3 protein-coding genes are annotated in these 3103 nt (G+C 59.8%); all 3 read left to right on the forward strand.

From position 1 onward, the window contains the following. The first annotated feature begins 78 nt into the window (after positions 1 to 78). Positions 79 to 231 carry a hypothetical protein gene (locus tag ACIQ2A_RS25795; RefSeq protein ID WP_398484907.1) on the forward strand — a complete coding sequence of 51 codons (153 nt, stop codon included), beginning with the start codon at positions 79 to 81 and terminating at the stop codon, positions 229 to 231. Between the two features lie 532 nt (positions 232 to 763). Continuing rightward, positions 764 to 2317 carry an FAD-dependent monooxygenase gene (locus ACIQ2A_RS25800; RefSeq protein WP_398484909.1) on the forward strand — a complete coding sequence of 518 codons (1554 nt, stop codon included), beginning with the start codon at positions 764 to 766 and terminating at the stop codon, positions 2315 to 2317. A 356-nt stretch (positions 2318 to 2673) separates the two neighbouring features. Then, positions 2674 to 3103, forward strand: a 430-nt coding sequence (locus ACIQ2A_RS25805) for a hypothetical protein (protein ID WP_398484911.1), incomplete at its 3' end; no start/stop codon positions are given.

Genomic DNA, 3103 nt, shown 5'->3' on the forward strand with positions numbered 1-3103 from the left:
CGCTGATAGCTGGCCAAGCTGGAAACTTGCTACCAAAATCGATCTGACAGAGGGACGGCGCGACAAAAGGTCGGGCTGGTGATCACGATCGTTGAGCCGATCGGTCTGCTGTTGCTGAAATTCAAACGCGATACATTGCGCGCCGACGTCAAGCAGAAAGCCATGGACCGTGGCTTCGTCACGCTGTTGCGGTTGGTCAGTATCACCCGTGCTCTATCAGACTCCGGATGAGAAGTTCGCCGAATGTATTGCAGAGATCGGTCCAATTCGCCGCGCAAAGCGGACCATCTATGCACTTAACAGCTGCGAACCTGCTCCGGGCTGACACCAAGGCGCTTCCTTAATTCAGTCGAGAAGCTTGCAGCGCTGACGTTTTTAGCGATGAACACCGCTTAACCTCTTAGCTTCCCGATGTTCGATAAGGATGGCGGGACCGCGACACAATCTGGCGGAGTGTTCCGATGGCACTATTCGACGGATCGCTAATGTGGGTTTGTCAGCGATGCGCGTCCATAGCCAAGCTCATATGAGCGTCCGACTATGCAGTCTGCCGCGACGGCGGCACTGAGGTCGGATGGATGTCGAATCCAAGGCCGACGGCTGCCCATCCGCGCCGCCGTCATAAAAGCAGAAGGTTTCTTTGCGTTTGAAGAAGGTCGAGCGACGAGATCGGCATGTCTGCGGTGAAGCGGGATGGTGATGCGACGTGGCGCGCTACCGTGTCCAAAAAATTGAAGTGCTGTAAGCAGCTATTGGAGAACATATGATCGACGTTCTAATCGTAGGTGCCGGCCCAGTGGGTATGTTCTTGGCCGGCGAACTGCGTGTCGGCGGCGCCAATCCGCTGCTGGTGGAGGCGACCCAAGGGGCGAGAAGCAAATCGGGGAGCTGGGGCGAGCGCGGAATCAGCGGACGCAGCGCTCAAATCCTTACTTTGCGCGGGCTCGCACCGGCGCTGGCGGATGCGGCGATGACTTGGTCCGAAACAGTAGCGGCTGCCTGGGCCGAAAAATCGATCGATCGTCTGCCACCCGGCGCGGACCAAATCCTAAACTTTATTCAGTTGATGCGTGAAGGCAAGACCGGCGGGCATTTCGGCATGTTCCCTCTGAAGGCCGACGGCGAGAACAGCGATCGCTGCTATTCGATGAAACAGCACATGCTGGAGCAAGTGCTTGCCGACTGGATCGGTGGCCTTGGTGTGCCATTGGAAACCAGCGTGCATGTGATTGGCGTGCGCGACGAGGGCTCGCACGCGGTCGCTGATCTCGCCGACGGGCGGTCCATCAGTGCGCGCTACATCGTCGGATGCGACGGTGGCCGCAGCACGGTCCGCAAAAGTGCTGGGTTCGACTTTATCGGTACCCCGGCCACCTACACCGGGCGGGTCGCCTCTGTCGAATTCGCGGATTCGAGTTCGTTCACCGCCGTCGGCCGGGGGCCAAACGGACTCATGAACAGCCTGATGGTGCCTGGTGAGGTCACCATCGTAGAGTTCGATGGCACTGGCCCAGTCGACCGCAACGCGCCGGTGACGATCGAAGAGCTCGAGGGCTCGATGCTGCGCGCCGCCGGTGTTAAGGCAACCATCAATACGATGGACGGCGGCACCCGATTCAGCGACAACACGAGGCAGGTCGATAACTATCGACGCGGACGCATCATGGTTGCCGGCGACGCGGCCCACGTCCATTCGCCGATCGGCGGACAGGGCGTCAATATGGGCCTCCAGGATGCGTCAAACCTAGGTTGGAAACTCGCCTCGGTCGTAACAGGCCGCGCGCCTGAGAGCCTGCTCGACACCTATAATGCCGAGCGGCATCCGATTGTCGCCAAGGTACTGCGCAGCACTCGTGCGCAGGTGGCGTTGATGCGGCCAGGCCCACAAGTCGAGGCGCTGCGTGAGATCATGGGTGACGTGATGGCGATCCCGGAAGCGCACGACTATTTCTCGGCGTTGGTCAGCAACGTGAACATCGATTACGCGCCCGATGCCGCACAGCCGCAGGTTGGCCGCTTCATCCCGAGTGAACTCAGATCCGTGGTGAGCGAGCATATGCCGGATGGTCGCTTCCTGTTGCTCGACTTGGCCAACAGCTATGCCATACGCGATGTTGTGGCTGGCAATCACCGGGTGCGCTATCTTCCTCGGCAAATGCCAGGCGCGAGCGTGGGCGCATTGCTGATCCGCCCGGACGGATATGTCGCTTGGGTTAGCTCCGTCGGAAGTGCGGCAGGTCTTGCCGAAGCGCTCGAGCAATGGGGCACTGCGCCGCACGACGACGGAGCCGCAAGCGGCCGCGGGGGGCAAGTTTGAGGCGGAAGCCGACTCGAAGAAACTTCGCATAGAACGCCCTCGCCACGATACTCTCTGAGCTTGCACACGCCCGGCTAAGACGCCGCAGCGAGCGGTCTACGGGCGCGCGAACAGTCGATAGCCCGAGCTCAATGGCGTGCTCGTGGATTCAAGGCTTGGATGGGGGGCTTTGCGATTTCGCAAGCGCATGTCAGTATCCATCGAAGCTCAAAAATAACGTTGCATTAGGTTGAGCGACCCGATTAAGTCGATCAGCCCCGCGCAGTTGCTCGCGCAATGGCTGTCGCAGCCTTGGCATGCGTCTGCGTGCTTGCGACCGGAGAGACAAGGGGTGGCCACACACCGTGGAGGCGATGATGGCAGACGTTTTTACCGCTTATAACAGCGAACAAAACTACGCGACGGCCCCGCATCTCCACGTTGATTTCATGTTCCTCATTCCCGAAAAGGGAATCATGAAGGTTTGCGATGAGGAGAAGAGGTGGTCGACGGCTTGCGCTCCTCGCCAATTCCTTGTTGTGCCGCCCAGGCAAGCACATTCGACGGCCGCCTTAATGCATGACCAGCGGCATCTGGTACTCTACGCGAACGCGGATGCCGTCGGCCGAGCCGTGACAGATGTTGTCGGCGGATCCGGATCAGCCGATCGATTGCGCTCCGGGATCTGGACCGCAACCCAGCCGCTGCTACTGCTAGGCGCAGCGAAGCACGAGATCGCCTCGACTTTTCCGGAACGGGAATCCCAACTCGCTCTGATCGACCGGTCGCTCTTGCAGGAATGTGTAT

The organism is Tardiphaga sp. (assembly GCF_044336785.1).
Classification (GTDB): Bacteria; Pseudomonadota; Alphaproteobacteria; order Rhizobiales; family Xanthobacteraceae; genus Tardiphaga.